The sequence below is a fragment of the Mycobacterium colombiense genome (genome assembly GCF_003284975.1).
Classification (GTDB): domain Bacteria; phylum Actinomycetota; class Actinomycetes; order Mycobacteriales; family Mycobacteriaceae; genus Mycobacterium; species Mycobacterium europaeum_A.
This window is the reverse complement of the sequence record NZ_QMEU01000014.1, coordinates 59,761-78,213: the sequence shown is the minus strand read 5'-3', so window position 1 is coordinate 78,213 and position 18,453 is coordinate 59,761. Positions and strand designations below refer to the sequence as shown.

The following is an 18,453-nucleotide window of genomic DNA, read 5'->3' as shown; positions in this document are numbered from 1 at the left end:
GAGACCGCCCGGGCGCAGGTTGCCCAGGCGTGGAACGTGTCCGAATTGCCTTCCGGCACGGGGCGTGACAGTAGCGCGATCCTGACCGCCGCCACCGACGGAACGCTGGGCGCGCTGCTGGTGGGCGGTGTCGAGCCCGACGACTTCACCGATCCGGCAGCGGTGCTGGCGGCGCTGGACGGTGTCGGCTTCGTGGTCAGCCTGGAGCTGCGGCACAGCGCCGTCACCGAACGCGCCGACGTCGTCTTCCCCGTCGCGCCGGTGACGCAGAAGGCCGGCGCATTCGTCAACTGGGAAGGCCGCTTCCGGCCGTTCGAGGCCGCGCTGCGGACCACTCAGGACGCCAAGCAATCCGACCACCAGGTGCTGGACACGCTGGCCGACGAGCTGGGCGTCTACCTGGGAATGTCCAGCGTCGAGACGGCCCGCCAAGAGCTTGCCGCGCTGCGGAGTTGGGACGGCAAGCGTGCCGCGACCCCGGACGTCGCCGCCCCGCAACCCGCCCAGCCCGCGGCCGGTGAGGCGGTCTTGGCCGGCTGGCGGGCGCTGCTGGACAGCGGCCGCATGCAGGACGGCGAGCCGCATTTGGCGGGCACCGCGCGCAAGCCCTTCGCCCGGCTGTCGGCCGATACGGCTGCCGAGATCGGCGCCGCCGACGGCGAAGCGGTCACGGTCAGCACGTCGCACGGATCCATCAGCCTGCCGTTGGTGATCACCGACATGCCCGACCGGGTGGTGTGGCTGCCGGTGAACTCGCCCGGCTCGGCGGTGCACCGCCGACTCGGTGTGTCGGTCGGCAGCACAGTCAAGATCGGAGTTGGCTCATGACCGGGTTGACCGGGTTGACCGCATTCGGGCACGACACCTGGTGGTTGGTGCTCGGCAAGGCACTGGCGATCTTCGTGTTTCTCATGCTCAACGTTCTGGTGGCGATCCTGCTCGAACGCAAGATCCTCGGCTGGATGCAGCTGCGGCCCGGCCCCAACCGGGCGGGCCCGTGGGGGGTACTGCAGAGCCTGGCCGACGGAATCAAGTTGGCGCTCAAGGAAACCATCACCCCGGGTGGCGTCGACAAGTTCGTCTATTTCGCGGCGCCGGTCATCTCCACGATCCCGGCGTTCACCGCCTTCGCGTTCATCCCGTTCGGTCCGGTGGTGTCGGTGTTCGGCCACCGCACGCCGCTGCAGCTGACCGACCTGCCGGTCGCCGTGCTGTTCATCCTCGGACTGTCGGCGATCGGCGTGTACGGAATCGTCCTGGGGGGTTGGGCTTCCGGGTCCACCTACCCGCTGCTGGGCGGGGTGCGCTCCACCGCTCAGGTGATCTCCTACGAGGTGGCGATGGGGCTGTCGTTCGCGGCGGTCTTCCTCTACGCGGGCTCCATGTCGACGTCGCAGATCGTCGCCGCGCAGGACCGGGTCTGGTACGTGTTCCTGCTGCTGCCGTCGTTCGTGATCTATCTCATCTCGATGGTCGGTGAAACCAACCGGGCGCCTTTCGATTTGCCCGAGGCCGAGGGCGAGCTGGTCGCGGGATTCCACACCGAGTACTCGTCGCTGAAGTTCGCGATGTTCATGCTGGCCGAGTACGTCAACATGATGACGGTCTCATCGCTGGCCACCGCCCTGTTCTTCGGTGGCTGGCACGCGCCGTGGCCGCTGAACATGTGGGCGGGCGCCAACACCGGATGGTGGCCGGTGCTGTGGTTCACCGCAAAGATGTGGACCTTCCTGTTCGTCTACTTCTGGCTGCGGGCCTCACTGCCCCGGCTGCGCTACGACCAGTTCATGGGGCTGGGCTGGAAGCTGCTGATCCCGGCCTCGCTGGTCTGGGTGCTGATCGCCGCCGTGATCCGCACGCTGCAGAACCAGGGCTACGCGCACTGGACCCCGATACTGGTGGCCAGCAGCATCGTGTTCGCCACGGCGCTCGTGCTGTTGCTGCGAAAGCCGTTCAGCGCGCCGGGTATTCGCGCGCTGGAGAAACAGCTGCGCCGCGAGGCGAAGAAGCTCCCGGCCGCAGCGATCCCCGCACCGGTATTCCCGACACCGCCGCTGCCGGCGAAAACCCAGAAGTCCCTGGCGGCTGCGAGCAAGGAGGAAGCACGTGGCTAAGTTTTTGGACGCCGTGGCCGGATTCGGCGTGACGTTCGGATCGATGTTCAAAAAGAACGTCACCGAGGAGTATCCGGAGAAACCGGGCCCCGTCAAGCCGCGCTATCACGGCCGCCACCAGCTCAACCGCTACCCCGACGGGCTGGAGAAGTGCATCGGGTGCGAACTGTGTGCCTGGGCCTGCCCGGCCGACGCGATCTACGTCGAGGGCGCGGACAACACCGAGGAACTCAGGTATTCGCCCGGCGAACGCTATGGCCGGGTCTATCAGATCAACTATCTGCGCTGCATCGGCTGCGGCCTGTGCATCGAGGCCTGCCCGACCCGGGCGCTGACGATGACCAACGACTACGAGATGGCCGACGACAACCGCGCCGACCTGATCTACGAGAAGGACCGGCTGCTGGCGCCGCTGCTGCAGGACATGCTCGCGCCGCCCCACCCGAGGACCGCCGGCGCCACCGACAAGGATTACTACCAGGGCAATGTGACCGCGCACGGGTTGCGAGAGATCGAGCAGGCCGGAGACTCCCGGTGACCGGATTGACCGGCCACGCAGTCGTCGTGGCGTCCAGTTTTGCCCACGACACCATCGTCCGAACCTCCACCGGCGAAGCGGTCGCCTTCTGGGTGCTGGGCGTGCTGGCTGTGCTCGGCGCGATCGGGGTGGTCACCGCCGTCAACGCCGTGTATTCGGCGATGTTCTTGGCGATGACGATGATCATCCTGGCGGTCTTCTACATGATCCAGGATGCGCTGTTCTTGGGTGTGGTGCAGGTCGTGGTCTACACCGGCGCGGTGATGATGCTGTTCTTGTTCGTGCTGATGCTCATCGGTGTGGATTCCGCGGAATCGCTCAAGGAGACGCTGCGCGGTCAGCGAGTCGCCGGGGTGGCCGCCGGTATCGGGTTCGGCATCCTGCTCATCGCCGTGATCGGCAACGTGACCACCGGCGGTTTCGCCGGCCTGACCACCGCCAACGCCAACGGGAACGTGGAAGGGCTGGCGGCGCTGATCTTCTCGCGGTACCTGTGGGCGTTCGAGCTGACCAGCGCACTGCTGATCACCGCGGCCGTCGGGGCGATGGTGCTGGCGCACCGCGAGCGCTTCGAGCGCCGCAAGACCCAGCGCGAGCTCTCCCAGGAACGCTTCCGGCCGGGCGGCCACCCCACGCCGATGCCGAGCCCCGGCGTCTACGCCCGCCACAACGCGGTCGACGTGGCCGCATTGTTGCCGGACGGCTCGTACTCGAAGCTTTCGGTGTCGCCGATACTGCAAAGCCGCGGCGCCGACGGCAAGAAGACCCCTTCCACCGAGCCGAGCCCCAGTCTCTCCCAAGGCGGTACGTCGTGAATCCGGCCAATTATCTGTATCTTTCGGCGCTGCTGTTCACCATCGGCGCGTCCGGGGTGTTGTTGCGCCGCAACGCCATCGTGATGTTCATGTGCGTGGAGCTGATGCTCAACGCGGTCAACCTCGCGTTCGTCACGTTCGCGCGGATGCACGGCCACCTGGACGGGCAGATGATCGCGTTCTTCACGATGGTGGTCGCCGCCTGCGAAGTGGTCATCGGCCTGGCCATCATCATGACCATCTTCCGTACCCGCAAATCGGCGTCCGTCGACGACGCGAATCTACTCAAAGGCTGAAGACGCCACAGTGACGAACCTTATTGGCACTCAATACAGCTGGTTGCTGGTGGCGCTGCCATTGGCGGGCGCCGCGATCCTGCTCTTCGGCGGACGACGCACCGACCGGTGGGGGCATTGGTTGGGCTGCGCCACCGCCCTCGCGGCCTTCGGGGTGGGTCTGAGCCTGCTGACCGAGTTGCTCGGCCGCGCCACCGACGACCGCGTCATCCACCAGAAGGTGTTCAGCTGGATCCCCGTCGGGCAGCTCCAGGTGGACCTGGGACTCCAAATCGACCAGCTGTCGGTGTGTTTCGTTCTGTTGATCTCCGGCGTCGGGTCATTGATCCACATCTATTCGGTGGCCTACATGGCCGAAGACATCGACCGCCGCAGGTTTTTCGGCTACCTCAACCTTTTCCTCGCGTCGATGCTGCTGCTGGTCGTCGCCGACAACTACGTGGTGCTCTACGTCGGTTGGGAAGGCGTCGGCCTGGCCTCCTACCTGCTGATCGGGTTCTGGTATCACAAGCCGACGGCGGCCACCGCGGCCAAGAAGGCGTTCGTGATGAACCGGGTCGGCGACGCCGGGCTAGCCCTGGGAATGTTTTTGATGTTCAGCACTTTCGGCACGCTGTCCTACGCCGGGGTCTTCGCCGGCGCACCGGCGGCCAGTCGGGGCGCGCTGACCGCCATGGGATTGCTGTTGCTTTTGGGCGCCTGCGCCAAGTCCGCTCAGGTCCCGCTACAGGCCTGGCTGGGTGACGCCATGGAGGGTCCCACCCCGGTTTCCGCGCTGATCCACGCCGCCACCATGGTGACCGCCGGGGTGTATCTGATCGTGCGGTCCAACCCGCTGTACAACCTGTCGTCCGACGCGCGACTGGCGGTGGTCATCGTGGGCGCGGTCACGCTGCTACTCGGGGCGTTCATCGGGTGCGCCAAGGACGACATCAAGCGGGCGCTGGCGGCGTCGACGATGAGCCAGATCGGCTACATGGTGCTGGCGGCCGGCCTCGGCCCGGCCGGTTACGCCTTCGCGATCATGCACCTGCTCACCCACGGCTTCTTCAAGGCCGGGTTGTTCCTCGGCTCCGGTGCGGTGATCCACGCGATGCACGAAGAACAGGACATGCGCCGCTACGGCGGTCTGCGTGCGGCACTGCCGATTACGTTCGTCACCTTCGGCCTGGGCTACCTGGCGATCATCGGCGTGCCGCCCTTCGCGGGCTACTTCTCCAAGGACGCCATCATCGAGGCGGCGCTGGCCTCCGGTGGCACACAGGGGTATGTGCTGGGTGGCGCCGCGCTACTGGGCGCCGGCGTCACCGCGTTCTACATGACGCGCGTGATGCTGATGACCTTCTTCGGTAAGAAGCGCTGGGGTCCGGGCGCCCAACCCCATGAGGCGCCCGGCCTGATGACGTGGCCGATGATCCTGCTCGCCGTCGGCTCGGTGTTCTCCGGTGGCCTGCTGGCGGTGGGCGGCACCCTGCAGCGCTGGCTCGAACCGGTCGTCGGAAAGCACGAGGAGGTCACCCACGCATATCCGGTCTGGGTCAGCTCCGCGCTGGCGCTGGGCGTCGTGATCATCGGCATCGCGGTGGCCTACCGGTTGTATGCGAAGGCGCCGATCCCCCGGGTGGCTCCGCTTTCGGTCTCGGCCCTGACCACGGCGGTCCGCAACGACTTCTACGGCGATGCCTTCAACGAAGAGGTGTTCATGCGCCCCGGCGCACAACTGACGAAGGCGCTCGTCGACGTGGACAACGCGGGTGTCGACGGCTCAGTCAACGGGCTGGCGGCGCTGGTGAGTTCGACCTCAAATCGGCTGCGGGGGCTGCAAACCGGCTTCGCCCGCAACTACGCATTGTCAATGCTGACGGGCGCCGTGCTGGTGGTCGCGCTGATCCTGGCGGTGCGGCTGTGGTGACCGCGCCGACGACGATGCAGTCCGAAGCGATGACGAGGAGCGGCGCTGGTGAATAACGTTCCGTGGCTGAGCGTGCTGTGGCTGGTGCCGCTGGCCGGCTCCGTGCTGATCATCCTCACGCCGCCCGGGCTGCGGCAGCTCGCCAAGTGGACGGGTCTGGTCTTCGGCGTCGCGACCCTGGCCGTGGCGATCGTCGTCACCGTCGGGTTCAAATCCGGTGGCGCGCCCTATCAATTCGTCGAAAAGCACCAGTGGATTCCGGCGTTCGGGGCCGGCTACGCGCTGGGCGTCGACGGGATTGCGGTGGTGTTGGTGCTGCTGACCGCGGTGCTGCTTCCGGTGCTACAGGTGGCCGGCTGGAACGACGGGGGCGAAAGCAACCCTCGCGGTGTACATGCGTACGTCGCGCTCACGCTGGCCATCGAATCCATGGTGCTGATTTCGGTCGTCGCGCTGGACGTACTGCTGTTCTACGTCTTCTTCGAGGCCATGCTCATCCCGATGTACTTCCTGATCGGGGGCTTCGGCGGCGGAACCGGCCGCTCGCGCGCGGCCGTGAAGTTCTTGTTGTACAACCTGTTCGGCGGGCTGATCATGCTGGCCGCGGTGATCGGGCTGTATGTGGTGACCTCCCAGCACGGTTCGGGCACCTTCGACTTCCGTGAGATCGTGGCCGGCGTCGCCTCCGGCCGCTACGGCGCGGATTCCGCGGTGTTCAAGGCGTTGTTCTTGGGCTTCATGTTCGCGTTCGCGATCAAGGCCCCCCTGTGGCCGTTCCACCGCTGGCTGCCCGACGCCGCGGTCGAGGCAACCCCGGCGACCGCGGTGCTGATGATGGCGGTGATGGACAAGGTCGGCACTTTCGGCATGCTGCGCTACTGTCTGCAGTTGTTCCCCGGCGCCTCAACGTATTTCCGGCCGCTGATCGTGGTGCTGGCGGTCATCGGGGTGATCTACGGCGCGATCGTCGCCATCGGCCAGACCGACATCATGCGGCTGATCGCCTACACCTCGATCTCGCATTTCGGGTTCATCATCCTGGGCATCTTCGTGATGACCAGCCAGGGGCAGAGCGGGTCGACGTTGTACATGCTCAACCACGGTCTGTCCACGGCGGCGGTGTTCCTCATCGCCGGCTTCCTGATATCGAGGCACGGCAGCCGCGCGATCGCCGACTACGGCGGCGTGCAGAAGGTGGCGCCCATACTGGCGGGCACCTTCCTGGTGTCGGCCATGGCCACCCTGTCACTGCCCGGGTTGGCGCCGTTCATCAGCGAATTCCTGGTCCTGTTGGGAACTTTCAACCGATACTGGCTGGCCGCCGCGTTCGGGGTCACCGCGCTGGTGCTCTCGGCCGTCTACATGTTGTGGCTCTACCAGCGGGTGATGACCGGGCCGGTCGTCAGCGGTAATGAGAAGATCGGCGATCTGCGCGCCCGCGAATTGATCGTCGTCGCGCCGTTGATCGCGCTGCTGCTGGTGCTCGGCATCTATCCCAAGCCGGTGCTCGACATCATCAATCCCGCCGTCGAAAACACGATGACCACCATCGGCCAGCACGACCCCAAGCCGATCGTCCCGGTGGCGACACCCAGACCGGCCGACCTACCCCGGACCGCCGAAGGACCGCGATGACCCTCCCAACCCCGAGCATCCAGTACTTCCTGCTGTGCCCGACGCTCATCGTGTTCGGCGTCGCCGTGGTGGCCGTCCTCGCAGAGGCGTTCCTGCCCAGGCGAATTCGCTATACGGCGCAGGTGACGCTCGCGCTCGGCGGCGTCATCGCGGCGTTCGTCGCGGTGATCGCCGTCAGCCGCTCGATTCCAAGCTCCGGGCGCGTCGCGGTGTTGGGCGCCATGGCCATTGACCGCCCGACGCTGTATCTGCAGGGCACCGTCCTGCTGGTCGCGGTGCTGGCCGTCATCTTCATCGCCGAACGCACCCAGGCCAGGGCCGGGAGCAAGGTCTCCGTGGGCGTCGGGAGGGCCGGTTCGGGCGGCCTGGACTCCTTTACCCCGCAGGCGTCGGCGGTGCCCGACAGTGACGCCGAGCGGGAGGCCGAGCGGGCCGGAGCCGCCCAGACGGAGCTGTTCCCGCTGGCGCTGCTGTCGGTCGGCGGCATGATGGTTTTCCCCGCCTCCAACGACCTGCTGACCATGTTCGTTGCGCTCGAAGTGTTGTCGTTACCGTTGTACCTGATGTGCGGCCTGGCCCGTCATCGCCGCCTGCTGTCGCAGGAAGCCGCGATGAAGTACTTTCTGCTGGGCGCGTTTTCGTCGGCGTTCTTCCTCTACGGCGTGGCGCTGCTGTATGGCGCGACCGGCACCTTGTTGCTGACCGGAATCCGCGATGCGCTTGCCGCGCAGGGCGATACGTCGATGGCGCTGGTCGGTGTGGCGCTGCTGTCGGTAGGTCTGCTGTTCAAGGTCGGTGCCGTTCCATTCCATTCGTGGATTCCCGACGTGTACCAGGGCGCGCCCACCCCCATCACCGGGTTCATGGCGGCCGCCACCAAGGTGGCGGCCTTCGGTGCGCTGCTGCGGGTTATCTACGTGGCGCTGCCGCCGCTGCACGATCAGTGGCGCCCGGTGCTGTGGGCCATTTCCATCCTGACGATGGCGGTGGGCACCATCACCGCGGTGAACCAGACCGACGTCAAACGCATGCTGGCCTACTCGTCGGTCGCCCACGTCGGATTCATCCTCACCGGCGTCATCGCCGACAACCACACGGGCCTGTCCGCCACGCTGTTCTACCTGCTGGCCTACAGCTTCAGCACCGTCGGCGCGTTCGCCATCGTCGGCCTGATCCGCGACGCCGACGGGGTGGAGGACGCCACGCTCTCGCACTGGGCGGGGCTCGGGCAGCGCTCCCCCATTGTGGGCGTGATGTTTTCGATGTTCCTGTTGGCCTTCGCCGGCATCCCCCTGACGAGCGGATTCGTCAGCAAGCTCGCCGTGTTCAAGGCCGCCGCCCAGGGCGGTGCCGCGCCGCTGGTGATCGTCGGTGTGGTCGCGAGCGGGGTGGCCGCCTACTTCTACGTGCGGGTGATCGTGTCGATGTTCTTCACCGAGGCGACCGAGGACACGCCGCAGGTGGTGGCGCCGGGCATTCTGAGCAAGGCCGCGATCGCGGTGTGCGCCGCGATCACCGTGGTGTTGGGCATCTTCCCGCAGCCGCTGCTGGATCTGGCCGACCAGGCCGCCGAGTTGCTGCACTGACGCAGCGGGGTCAGTTCATGAACGGCCGGACGGCCAGCAGGTAGATCAGCAGCGCCGCCAGCGGGGCGACCAACGGCAGCCACGGCAGCTGCAGCGGAAACGACGTCGCAACCAACCCGGCGACCGTAAACCCCACGGCGCCAAGCGCGGTCGGCCAGCTGTCCAGCACCACGAGCGCGGTGGTGCCGGCCGCATGCCGGCACACCAGGTAGGCGGCGGCGCACAGACCGGACAGCGCGACGAATATCACCGGCGGGCTGGACAGCAGGACGGTAACGGCCGCCAACAGCACGGCAACCGTTGCGGCCCGGCGCAATACGATGCCGACCGCGACCGCGATGAGTGCGGCCACCCATCCGGCGATCGCAGATCGCTGCCAGCCGTCGGCGGCCAGCCCCACCATGAGCAGGCCGAAGGCCGTCGCGAACGCGGGCGCCCCCGCCCGCGCCAGTGTCCCGGCGCCGCCGTCAGCCACGGAGCCTCCCCCGCACCCGCCGTCGCCGATCGGGCAGCACTCCCATCGACTGCTCCAAACCGCTATCGCCGGGCCACGACACGATATCCACGCCGATGGTGGCCATGTCGCGGTACATCGCCGAGCGCTGCAAGGCCCACATCCGATCCACCAGGGGGTCCTGTTCGTCTTCGAACGGCGAGGTGTCCAGAACGTCGACGGCCAGCACGACATGGCCCCGCTTGCGCAGATTGATCAGGGCCAAGGCGAATTCGGTGTCGAGCAGCGTGGAGAACGCGACGACGATCGCCCCGGCGGGAACCGCCGCGCGTGGCGCCAACGTGCCGGTGGTGTGTTCGAACCGGTCACCGGCGCGAAGGACGGTGTCGAGCACCCGATAGAACTGGCGCTGCCCGATGTCGGCTCCGAGCCAACGCGGCTGGTTGCCACCGAGGGCGACGATGCCGGCCCGGTCACCATGGCGCAGCGCGGTTTGCACCACTTGCGCCGCGCCGCGAACGACGCGTTCGGTGGCCTCGGTCGCCGGCCCGGCCGGTTGCCGGTAGCCGTCGATCAGCACCACCACGTCGGCGGCGCGGTCGGTCAACCGTTGCGTCACGTGCAGTTGACCCCGGCGCGCGCTCACCGGCCAATTCACCGCCCGCAGTTGGTCGCCGGGCACGTAGAGACGAATGTCGGCATATTCCACACCCGGACCGATGTGGCGGGTCAGGTGGGCACCCAACCGGTCGAGCAGCTCGGTCTGCGGGATGGGCGTCAGCTGCGGCGGCGTCAGCGGGAACACGATCACCTCGGCGGCCCCGACGCCCGCCGTCCCCGTGAGCAGCCCACCACGGGCGACCACATCGACACGAACCTCAATCGAATACCGGCCCCAGCGCCGCGCGGTCGCCGTGACCGTTTTCGCTTGACCCTCACCGGATTCCGTGATGTCGAGCTCGATGCCCGCGATGTCCGGAACGGTGAGCCGCACGGCCGAAGTCGCGTCGTCCGTCACCCACACCCTGATGTGCGCCTGCTCGCTCTCGAAGCAACGCTGGGTGTCGGGATCGCCGTGCACCCGAACCGTCGGCACCGGGCGCTGCCAGCTGATCGAGCACAACACGCCCAGCAGCGGCGCCGCGAAGGCGATCAGCTGCCACCGGCCGCCGATCACGGCGGCGGCCATCGCGAATCCCGCGCAGGTGGCGATCGCTCGAGTCAATTCCGATGCCCGCCAGCGGAACTCGACCCCCGTGCTGCGGGTCATGCTGGCCTCATCCGGTCTCGCCGGCGCTGGCGCCGGTGCGGGGCACCGGTAGGCGGTGCAACAGCTCTGCGATGACGTCGGCACCCTGGATTTTTCGTACCCACATCTCCGGGCGCAGGGTGATCCGATGCGAGACCGCCGCGATGGCGAGCGCCTTCACGTCCTCGGGGATGACGTAATCGCGGCCGAGCAGCAGCGCGCGGGCGCGGGCGAGCTGGACCAGATCGAGTTCGGCGCGGGGGCTGGCCCCGACGGCGACCTGCGGATGGTGCCGGGTGGCATTAGCCAGCGACACCACATAATGCAGGACGTCTTCATGCACGGTTACCTGCTCGACCGATTCGCGCATGGCCAGCAGGTCGTGGGCGTCCACCACCTGGTTGACCGTCGGTTCGGCCGAACCGCGTTCGAGGCGGCGGCGCAGCATCGACGTCTCGTCGCGCTCGTTGAGATACCGCAGTTCCAGCCGGATCGCGAACCGGTCGAGTTGCGCCTCGGGCAGCGGATACGTGCCCTCGTACTCGATCGGGTTGTCGGTGGCCAGGACGATGAAAGGCTTTGGCAGCTGGTGTGTTTCGCCGTCTATGCTCACCTGCCCTTCGGCCATCGCCTCCAGCAGCGCCGCCTGGGTCTTCGGCGGCGTGCGATTGATCTCGTCGGCCAGCAACAAGTTGGTGAAGATGGGGCCGGGTCGGAACGCGAAGCGGCCGGATTGCATGTCGTAGATCGTCGAGCCGAGCAGATCGGCGGGTAACAGGTCGGGCGTGAACTGCACCCGGGTGAATTGCAGGCCCAACGCTGCGGCAAACGATCTCGCGATCAGCGTCTTGCCCAGGCCGGGCAGGTCTTCGATGAGGATGTGGCCGCGCGCCAGGACCGTGGTGAGGATGAGCCGCAGCGCGGATCGTTTCCCCACCACCACGCGTTCTATCTCGTCGAGAATCGCTTCACAGTGGGCGGTCGTGGTGGCGGCCGGCAGCGTCATGGTGGTATCGCGCCTCCTGTCATACCTGCTCCAGCTTTTGCAGAATCTCTTGCAGCGCCGCACGGCCCGGACCGGGTTGGCGGTCGCCGCCGCGCACCACGTTGTTGGGATTGACCCATTCCCACAGTTCCACACCGAACAGCATGCGTCCGGTTGCGTGATACGCCCCGGAGTCCTTGGATCGCCTTTGGCCAGTTGTCATCTCGTACCGGCGGGCGAGCATCGGGCGTAGATGCCTGTCCCAGTCGGCCCGTGTCGACTCCGACCACCGGATCGTCGTCTCGGTGGTGGCAAGCCAGCGGCGCAACGAATCCCCGAGATCGTCGGCGTCGGCCTCCGTGTCGGCATCGGGCCCCCGCGCGAGCGCGCGACGCAGGGTGAGCAGCACCAGCGCCAGCCCCAGGCCGGAAGCAGCCAGCACCCAGCGTCGATCCTGCTGCGTCAGCGCCAACAGTTCGATGCCGACGATGAGGCAAACGCCAAGGGTCATAATCTTTTTCATGCGGCACTCCGCGAACCCAGCTCGTCGAGGACCAACCGGAGGACGCCTACCGCGATGTCGCGGTGGCCCTCATTCATCACATGAGGGCTGAACCGCGCCTCGGCGAACAGGTTCACCAATTGGACGGCGTTGTCGGCGTGCAGGGCGTGGTGCTCGACCGCGCGGGCCAGCACCTCGGTGGGGGTGTCGAATTCCCGGGGGGCGGCGCCGGGAACATGTGCGAGTTCACGTTCCATCGCGGCATAGCAGGCGATGATCGCCTCGCGCGGTTCGCGGCTCAGGTCCGTCATCTCGGCCAGACCGCGTTCGGCGGCCCGGGCCAGTGACTCCGAACGCGCCGCCGGCGCCGGCGGCTCCGCCGGCTCGTCGGCGACGACGGGTGCCGCGGGACGCCAGCGCCGGCGCGCCGTGGCGACGGTACCGCCGACGAACAACACCAACATCGCGACCGTGCAGGCAAGCAGGATCCCGAGCAAGTTCTGCGAGCCGTCGCGGGGACGGTGTTGACGCTGCTGCTGCGGCGGCGGCGCGGACGGGTTCGTCGACGGCGCCGCGCCGCTATCGGGTGGTGACGGGGCCGGCGCGACGCCGTGGCCTAGGAAGCGGGCCAGCAGCATCACGACCAAGAGCCAGGCCGCGATCACGGCGAGTCCGATGACCAACACGCGCCAGCTCGGCCGCCCCCGACCGGTGCCCAGCATCTCGGACAGTGCCCCTGCGGTCGGCGCGGGAGCGCGCGGGTCACGCAACCGCGCGACGACGGCGATCGCGATCAACGCCAGCGTCACGGCCAGGGCCGCTACCACGAAGGCCAGCGCCGCGCGACCGCCCGACTCGTTGCGCACCGCATCGTGACGAGCCGGAAGGTAGCCGCGCAGGGCGGCCGCGACCACGAGCAGCAGGACGATCAGGGCAACGACTCGCCCTGTCGACTTGTCTATACCAGGCATTGGCACACCACTCGATTGGTTGCCTGCCGCCGTCGCGGCACTGACTTTTCTCATACTTGCACGTCAAGCGACCCCAGGGCCAGGATCGGCGTCGCCGCGTATCCACAGTCGGCGGTTCATCCACAGATGGTGCGTGGGCGGCGCCTATTCGAACTTGTGTTCGATATCGTGGGCTGTGTGGGTCCCCTGGTGAACGCGGAACTGGCGCGAGAGCGCATCTGCTCGGCGCTCGACGCGATCGATGCTGCCCACGAGATGTTGCGCCAGACCCCGTCGGACGCGGTCGGCAACGCCTTTCGGGTCGACGTCGCCGAGCGCCTGGAGGCCCAGGACCGCGCCAATCGCGGCCTGATGTACCGGACTTTCGGCGAAATCGCCGAGCCGCCGGACGGGTCAGAGTGCGTTCCGGCGGTGCGCGGCACGCTGTGGGCGCGGCTACGCATCACTCCCAAGGAAGTCGCGCGCCGCTTTCGGCTCGCTGCGCGTCTCCAGCCGCGCCATTCGCTGACCGGCGCGCCCCTGGAACCCGAACTGCCGGCGTTGGCGGAGGCGGTGGCCGCCGGCGCGGTGGGTGAGGACCACATCCGCGCCGTCTGCGCCGCCGTGGACACCTTGCCCTCCTGCGTATCGCCGTGTGATGTGGCGGATGCCGAGCGCACGCTGGTACGGCACGCGACCAAGCTCGACGCTGCCGTGGTCACCAAGCTGGGCCACCGGATTGCCGACTATCTCAATCCCGACGGCCGCTTCACCGACGTCGATCGCGCCCGCCGCCGTGGCGTGTACCTCGGCCCGCAGGGGCCCGACGGAATGTCCCGACTCTCCGGCCTACTGGATCCCGAGGCCAGGGCCTACTTCGAAGCCCTCGAAGCGGCGGTGCGGCCCGGGCGCCATCAGACCCCCGACAGCGATCCCGAGACGCGCGATGATCGCACCCCGGCCCAACGCGGCCACGACGCCCTCAAGCTTGGCCTCGAAATCGCCCTCGCCTCCGGCGGTCTCGGGGCGCACCGCGGGCTGCCCGTCACCGTGATCGCCACGACCACGCTGGCCGAACTCGACCGAGCCGCGCACGCCGCGGTCGACTCGTCGATCCCCATGCCCGCGCCGGCGCACACCGGCGGCGGTTCACGACTGCCCATGCCGGATTTGATTCGCATGGCCGCCAAGGCAATTCACTATCTTGCGGTGTTCGACGAGCACACCGGCCGGCCGTTGTATCTAGGGCGTCAAAAACGCATCGCATCCGCGGACCAACGGCTCGTCTGCTACGCCCGTGACCGAGGCTGCACCCACCCCAATTGCCTCGAACCCGGCTATCATTGCGAAATTCACCACGCCCACGAATGGGCAGAGGGCGGACGCACGGACGCCGACAACCTGTTCTTCGCTTGCGGATCCGACCACGGCGCGGTGGGGCGCGGCGAATGGCGCACGGCGGTGGCCGGCAACGGCCGACTCGCCTGGACCGACGGCAAGGGGCCGCCCGAGGTCAATCATGCGCACCATCCCGACGAGCTGCTGCGCGGGGATCCCGACCCGCCCGAAGGCAAGCCGGTCTAGGCAGGCGTGAATGGCCGGAAACTGCCGTCGAGGACCTGAAGGTGACCGATGGTGCGGCCGGTGACCTTTCCGGGATCGACTAGGGCCAATTCGACTGCCGCGCGGGCGAATTCGTCCTCCGATGCGGTGTCATCGAAGCTGCGGGCATAGTAGGAGAGCCCCGGGGTGAGGATCGGTTTGGACGGCGACAGCGCATTGACCGCGATGTTGTGGTCGGTCAGATCGAATGCGGCGCATTGGGTCAGGTGCTCGAGCGCGGCCTTGGATCCGCCATACCCGGGCAGCACGCCACCGCTGCGGTCGCCGTACGGCCCATCACCAGGCAGTCGCGACGCGACCGAGGTGATGTTGACGATCGAGCCGCCACCCGCCTCGATCATGTCGGGGCACACCAACTGCATCAGCTCGTAGGCCGCGAACACTGCGATCTCGAAGTGCCGGCGATACGCGTGCAGGGGCGTGCTGACGAATCCCGGCCAGCCGGGCTTGCCGGCACCCGACGGCTTGGCGCCACCCGCTGGCTTGGCGGCACCCGACGGCTTGGCGCCACCCGACGGCTTGGCGGTGCTGTCACGCGGTGGGGCGCCCGGCGCCGGCGGTCGCCCGGGCGCGGTGAAGGCCGCATTGTTGACCAGAATCCCGATGGGGCCCAACGCCTCTCGCGCCGACTGCACCAGCTGGGCAACCTGCTCACGGTCGGTCAGATCCGCCCGGACCGGCACGGCACGCCCGCCCGCGGCCTCGATGTCGGCGACGGTCTGGCCGATGGTTCCCGGCAGCCGGTCGTCCCAGACCTCTTCGGTACGCCCCGCGACCGCCACCGCCGCACCCTCGCCGGCCAGGGCCAGCGCGATGGCCCGGCCCAGACCGCGGCTGGCGCCGGTGACGATTGCGGCGCGACCCGCAAGCCGCCCCGTCACCGCCGCACCCCGTGCACGACGATGGCGGTGGTTTGCTCCACCCACGCCTCGTCGAGCTCCTCTTCCGGACGCAGCAGCATCCGCAACATCGTCGCTCCCCCAATCAACTCGATCAACCGGTCGGGATCCACATCCGGATGGGCTTCGCCCCGGTCAACCGCCTCCCGCAGTCGCACCCGCACCGCGGTGAACAAATCCACGAACCGCGACATCACCCGAGCGTTGAGCGCCGGGTCGGCCGTCATGTCGGCAACCAGACCGGGCAATGCGGCACGCACCACCGGGGTGGTGAACACGTCGCGGGTGGCCTCGATCATCATCCGCATGTCGGCGGCGATGTCCCCGGCCGGCGACTCCAGCGCGGTCGGGGCCGTCGGGAACGCGGCCTCGTGCACCAGTTCGGCCTTGCTCGACCACCGGCGGTAGAGCGCGGATTTCGTGGTGCCGGCGCGCTCGGCGACGGCGGCCAGGCTGATGTTGGAATAGCCCGTTTGGACAAGCAGTTCCGCGGTCGCCGAAAGGATCGCGGAGTCGATACGCGGATCGCGCGGGCGGCCGGCGCCGGAGGCCTTGTCAAGGCCGGACGGGTCTGCTTTCATAACGCTACCTACCGTATCGTAATTGCCTCAACGAAGGAGGCACCTTATGGCAACAGAACCGGCGGTCGACAACGTCGACCGGCTACAACGCTCCAGCCGCGACGTCACCACGTTGCCGACGGTCATGTCACGCTGGCTCTCCACCGTACTGCCGGACGCCGCAAATCCCGAGGTGACCGTGGAAAGCGGCGTGGATTCGACGGGCATGTCGTCGGAGACGATCATCCTGACCACCCGCTGGCAACAGGACGGCCGGCCGACCGAACAGAAGCTGGTGGCGCGGGTGGCGCCCACCGCCGAGGATGTGCAGGTCTTCCCGACCTACCGGCTCGACCACCAATTCGACGTCATCCGCAAAGTGGGTGAGCTGACCGACGTGCCCGTGCCCCGGGTGCGCTGGCTGGAGAACACCGGCAACGTCCTGGGCACACCGTTTTTCGTGATGGACTACGTCGAGGGTGAGGTGCCGCCCGACGTCATGCCGTACACCTTCGGCGGCAACTGGTTTGCCGACGCGCCCGCCGAGCGGCAGCGCGAACTGCAGGACGCCACCGTCGGTGTCCTGGCCGCGTTGCACTCGATCCCGAACGCGCAGAGCACATTTGGCTTCCTCACCGAGGGGCAGTCCGGCGACACCGCGCTGCGCAAGCACTTCAACTGGGTGCGGTCCTGGTATGACTTCGCGGTACCCGACATCGGGCGATCACCGCTACTGGAGCGGACCTTCGACTGGCTGGAGGCCAACTGGCCGGCCGAGGCGGCCGCCGCCGAGCCGGTGCTGCTGTGGGGTGACGCCCGGGTCGGCAACGTGCTGTACAACGACTTCCGGCCGGTCGCGGTGCTGGACTGGGAGATGGTGACGCTCGGACCGCGCGAGCTGGATGTGGCGTGGATGATCTTCGCGCACATGGTCTTTCAGGAGTTGGCCGGCCTGGCCACCCTGCCGGGGCTCCCCGGGGTGATGCGCGAGGAGGACGTGCGCGCCACTTACGCGCGGCTGGCCGGGGTCGAAGTCGGCGACCTGCATTGGTTCTACGTGTACTCCGGCGTGATGTGGGCGTGTGTGTTCATGCGCACCGGCGCCCGGCGGGTGCACTTCGGCGAGACCGAAAAGCCCGACGACGTCGAATCGCTGTTCTATCACGCCGGATTGATGCGAAAGTTGATCGGCGAGGGCCCGATCGGAGAGGACCAGTAATGCTCGGACCACTCGACGAGTTCCCGGTACATCAGATCCCCCAGCCGATCGCCTGGCCGGGTTCCTCGGACCGCAACTTCTACGACCGCTCCTACTTCAACGCCCACGACCGCACCGGCGACATCTTCGTGATCAGCGGCATCGGCTACTACCCCAACCTCGGGGTCAAGGACGCGTTCCTGCTCATCCGGCGCGGGGATACCCAGACCGCCGTGCACGTTTCGGACGCCATTGATTCTGACCGGCTCAACCAGCACGTCAACGGCTACCGCGTCGAGGTCATCGAACCGCTGCGCAAGCTGCGCCTCGTGCTCGACGAAACCGAAGGCATCGCAGCCGATCTCACCTGGAATGGCCTGTTCGACGTCGTGCAGGAACAACCGCATATCCTGCGCTCGGGCAACCGGGTCACCCTGGACGCTCAGCGCTTCGCGCAGCTCGGCAGCTGGAGCGGGCACATCGTCATCGACGGCGAGGAGATCACCGTCGACCCCAACACCTGGCTGGGCAGTCGCGACCGGTCCTGGGGCATCCGGCCGATCGGCGAGGCCGAGCCCGCGGGCCGACCCGCCGACCCGCCCTTCGAGGGCATGTGGTGGCTTTACGTACCCATGGCATTCGACGATTTCGCCATCGTGCTCATCATCCAGGAAGAGCCCAACGGGTTCCGCTCGCTCAACGACTGCACCCGCATCTGGCGCGACGGGCGCGTCGAGCAGCTGGGCTGGCCGCGAGTCAAGATCCACTACCGCTCCGGGACCCGCATCCCGACCGGCGCGACGATCGACGCCACCACCCCGGCGGGGACCCCGGTCCACTTCGACGTCGAGTCCAAGCTGCCGGTGCCCATCCACGTCGGCGGCGGCTACGGCGGTGACTCCGACTGGATCCACGGCACCTGGAAGGGCGAAAAGTTCGCCGAGCGGCTGACGTACGACATGACCGACCCGGCCATCGTCGGCCGCGCGGGGTTCGGCGTGATCGACCACGTCGGCCGCGCGGTCTGCCGCGACGGCGACGGGGAGCCCGTCGAGGGCTGGGGGCTCTACGAGCACGGCGCGCTGGGCCGCCACGACCCGTCCGGATTCAAGGATTGGCTGACGGTCGCGCCCTAGG

Annotated in this window: 18 protein-coding genes; 11 read left to right on the top strand and 7 right to left on the bottom strand. The window is 67.8% G+C overall.

The features are described 5' to 3' along the window. From DQP58_RS07770 to nuoN, 8 genes are all read left to right on the top strand, one after another. A partial coding sequence (locus DQP58_RS07770) for a molybdopterin dinucleotide binding domain-containing protein (protein ID WP_165827819.1) occupies window positions 1-828 on the top strand: 828 nt, incomplete at its 5' end. A 14-nt stretch (window positions 829-842) separates the two neighbouring features. Then, a complete protein-coding gene (gene nuoH / locus DQP58_RS07765; protein WP_165827821.1) occupies window positions 843-2,114 on the top strand; it encodes an NADH-quinone oxidoreductase subunit NuoH in 1,272 nt (423 codons plus the stop codon). Further along, the gene (gene nuoI, locus DQP58_RS07760) at window positions 2,107-2,652 is read left to right on the top strand and encodes an NADH-quinone oxidoreductase subunit NuoI (protein WP_066870854.1); all 546 of its coding nucleotides are present in this window, start codon (window positions 2,107-2,109) and stop codon (window positions 2,650-2,652) included. Before nuoH ends, nuoI begins: the two co-directional genes overlap by 8 nt. 26 nt (window positions 2,653-2,678) lie before the next feature. Continuing rightward, window positions 2,679-3,467, top strand: a complete 789-nt coding sequence (locus DQP58_RS07755; protein ID WP_205869368.1) for an NADH-quinone oxidoreductase subunit J — start codon at window positions 2,679-2,681, stop codon at window positions 3,465-3,467. Next, entirely contained in the window at window positions 3,464-3,763 is a 300-nt protein-coding gene (gene nuoK / locus DQP58_RS07750; protein ID WP_007772892.1) for an NADH-quinone oxidoreductase subunit NuoK, read from the top strand. The genes DQP58_RS07755 and nuoK overlap by 4 nt, the downstream gene beginning before the upstream one ends. A 10-nt stretch (window positions 3,764-3,773) precedes the next feature. Then, entirely contained in the window at window positions 3,774-5,675 is a 1,902-nt protein-coding gene (nuoL, locus tag DQP58_RS07745) for an NADH-quinone oxidoreductase subunit L (RefSeq protein ID WP_112707860.1), read from the top strand. A 48-nt stretch (window positions 5,676-5,723) separates the two neighbouring features. Continuing rightward, complete coding sequence (locus DQP58_RS07740) at window positions 5,724-7,310, top strand: NADH-quinone oxidoreductase subunit M (RefSeq protein WP_165827818.1); 1,587 nt, start codon at window positions 5,724-5,726, stop codon at window positions 7,308-7,310. Next, window positions 7,307-8,896, top strand: a complete 1,590-nt coding sequence (nuoN, locus tag DQP58_RS07735) for an NADH-quinone oxidoreductase subunit NuoN (protein WP_112707858.1) — start codon at window positions 7,307-7,309, stop codon at window positions 8,894-8,896. The genes DQP58_RS07740 and nuoN overlap by 4 nt, the downstream gene beginning before the upstream one ends. Window positions 8,897-8,906: 10 nt before the next feature. Here nuoN and DQP58_RS07730 read toward each other — a convergent pair whose 3' ends face one another. From DQP58_RS07730 to DQP58_RS07710, 5 genes are all read right to left on the bottom strand, one after another. After that, window positions 8,907-9,299 carry a hypothetical protein gene (locus DQP58_RS07730; protein ID WP_240629615.1) on the bottom strand — a complete coding sequence of 131 codons (393 nt, stop codon included), beginning with the start codon at window positions 9,297-9,299 and terminating at the stop codon, window positions 8,907-8,909. A 64-nt stretch (window positions 9,300-9,363) separates the two neighbouring features. Further along, entirely contained in the window at window positions 9,364-10,620 is a 1,257-nt protein-coding gene (locus DQP58_RS07725) for a DUF58 domain-containing protein (RefSeq protein WP_112707856.1), read from the bottom strand. 7 nt (window positions 10,621-10,627) lie between these two features. Then, window positions 10,628-11,605, bottom strand: coding sequence for an AAA family ATPase (locus DQP58_RS07720; RefSeq protein WP_112707855.1), 978 nt, complete (start codon window positions 11,603-11,605; stop codon window positions 10,628-10,630). 19 nt (window positions 11,606-11,624) lie between these two features. After that, on the bottom strand, window positions 11,625-12,107 hold the full coding sequence (locus DQP58_RS07715; RefSeq protein ID WP_112707854.1) for a hypothetical protein: 483 nt from the start codon (window positions 12,105-12,107) through the stop codon (window positions 11,625-11,627). Then, on the bottom strand, window positions 12,104-13,057 hold the full coding sequence (locus DQP58_RS07710) for a DUF4129 domain-containing protein (protein ID WP_112707853.1): 954 nt from the start codon (window positions 13,055-13,057) through the stop codon (window positions 12,104-12,106). The genes DQP58_RS07715 and DQP58_RS07710 overlap by 4 nt, the downstream gene beginning before the upstream one ends. A gap of 177 nt (window positions 13,058-13,234) precedes the next feature. Here DQP58_RS07710 and DQP58_RS07705 point away from each other — a divergent pair, with 177 nt between their 5' ends. Then, window positions 13,235-14,620 (top strand): HNH endonuclease signature motif containing protein, encoded by a 1,386-nt coding sequence (locus tag DQP58_RS07705; RefSeq protein WP_112707870.1) that lies wholly within the window; start codon window positions 13,235-13,237, stop codon window positions 14,618-14,620. On the opposite strand, the gene DQP58_RS07700 is transcribed toward DQP58_RS07705, so the two are convergent. Both DQP58_RS07700 and DQP58_RS07695 read right to left on the bottom strand, forming a co-directional pair. Continuing rightward, window positions 14,617-15,540 carry an SDR family NAD(P)-dependent oxidoreductase gene (locus DQP58_RS07700; protein WP_112707852.1) on the bottom strand — a complete coding sequence of 308 codons (924 nt, stop codon included), beginning with the start codon at window positions 15,538-15,540 and terminating at the stop codon, window positions 14,617-14,619. The two genes, DQP58_RS07705 and DQP58_RS07700, sit on opposite strands and share 4 nt — an antisense overlap. After that, on the bottom strand, window positions 15,537-16,139 hold the full coding sequence (locus DQP58_RS07695) for a TetR/AcrR family transcriptional regulator (RefSeq protein ID WP_066870894.1): 603 nt from the start codon (window positions 16,137-16,139) through the stop codon (window positions 15,537-15,539). Before DQP58_RS07695 ends, DQP58_RS07700 begins: the two co-directional genes overlap by 4 nt. A 46-nt stretch (window positions 16,140-16,185) precedes the next feature. Here DQP58_RS07695 and DQP58_RS07690 point away from each other — a divergent pair, with 46 nt between their 5' ends. Then, window positions 16,186-17,337, top strand: coding sequence for a phosphotransferase family protein (locus DQP58_RS07690; RefSeq protein ID WP_112707851.1), 1,152 nt, complete (start codon window positions 16,186-16,188; stop codon window positions 17,335-17,337). Next, entirely contained in the window at window positions 17,337-18,452 is a 1,116-nt protein-coding gene (locus DQP58_RS07685; RefSeq protein ID WP_112707850.1) for a hypothetical protein, read from the top strand. Before DQP58_RS07690 ends, DQP58_RS07685 begins: the two co-directional genes overlap by 1 nt. Window position 18,453 lies beyond the last annotated feature (1 nt).